This is a genomic window from Cupriavidus numazuensis (genome assembly GCF_905397435.1).
Lineage (GTDB): Bacteria > Pseudomonadota > Gammaproteobacteria > Burkholderiales > Burkholderiaceae > Cupriavidus > Cupriavidus numazuensis.
The window spans coordinates 1-1,332 of the sequence record NZ_CAJPVI010000148.1 but is presented as its reverse complement, the minus strand read 5'-3'; the positions used below and the strand labels follow the sequence as shown (position 1 = coordinate 1,332).

General features: G+C 61.9%; 1 protein-coding gene. It reads left to right on the top strand.

The annotated features are described in order from the left end of the window. The first annotated feature begins 102 nt into the window (after positions 1-102). Positions 103-1,329 carry an ISL3 family transposase gene (locus KHO41_RS40910; protein WP_407065407.1) on the top strand — a complete coding sequence of 409 codons (1,227 nt, stop codon included), beginning with the start codon at positions 103-105 and terminating at the stop codon, positions 1,327-1,329. Positions 1,330-1,332: the final 3 nt, after the last annotated feature.

Below are 1,332 nucleotides of genomic sequence, written 5' to 3'. Positions count from 1 at the left end.
GGTTCTTCGCCGAATTGCGTGACCGCTTAGAAACAAAAAGGGCCAACCGCCCACCGCTGTTATCTTGGAGTTGCGACACAACAAGAATCAGGAAGGTGGAGGTTGGCCCCACGCGATTGTATGACCCAGCTTGGCTGCTGGGAAGGCTATCGGCTGCGCGATAGCTGGGAGGAAGCCCGCAATGGGCAACGCTGGTGCGTAGTGCGACTCGAGCCCAAAGCGCGCAGGCGCCGGTGCTGCAGCGGTTGTGGGCGTGGCGTCAGCGCCGTACACGACTGGGCCGAGCGGCGCGTGCGGGATTTGCCGGTGTTCGAGGTGCCGGTCGAACTGGTTATCCCAAGGCTGCGCCTAGCCTGCCAGAGATGTGGGCCAAAGCTGGAACGCTTGGACTGGCTGGCTCCTTATGCGCGGGTAACGAGGCGGTTAGCCGCTAGCGTGGCGCGGCTGTGCAAGGTCATGTCATTGCGCCATGTGGCCGAGTTCTACCGGCTGTCCTGGACCGCGGTCAAGCGGATCGACCAGCGCCACCTGGAGCAAGAACTGGGGCCGGTGGACCTGCACGGCGTCACGATCATCGCCATGGACGAATTCGCCATCCAGAAAGGCCACCGCTACGCCACGGTCATCGTTGAGCCGTCGAGCAAGCGGGTGTTGTGGGTGGGGCGTGGGCGTTCGCGCGAGGACATCCGTCCGTTTTTTGAGCTGCTTGGCCCTGACGGATGTGCGCGGCTGCGTGCAGCGGTCATGGACATGAATACCGCCTACGACCTTGAGGTGCGCATGCATTGCCCGCAAGCCGAAGTTGTGTATGACCTATTCCACGTTGTAGCCAAGTACGGGCGAGAGGTCATCGATCGGGTTCGGGTAGACGAGGCGAACCGGCTGCGCGGGGACCGGGTGGCCCGCAAGGTGGTGAAGTCCTCGCGCTGGCTGCTGCTACGCAATCGTGAGAACGTCACACGAGAGGCTGACCAGATCCGGCTCGAAGAGATCCTGGCCGCCAATCAGGCGCTGATGACGGTCTACGTGCTCAAGGACGATCTCAAGACGCTGTGGGACTACCGGCATCGGGGCTACGCCAGACGGTTCTGGCAGGACTGGTATGAGCGCGCCATGAGCAGCGGAATCGGACCACTGTGCCAGTTTGCGCGACGGCTCAAGCCTTACCTGCCAGGCATCCTGGCCCATACCCGCTGGCCCTTGGGCACAAATCTGGTCGAAGGCATCAACAATCGGATCAAGGTGATCAAGCGTATGGCCTATGGCTTCCGCGATGACCATTACTTCTTCCTCAAGATCCGAGCAGCCTTCCCCGGAAATCGGCGATGAACC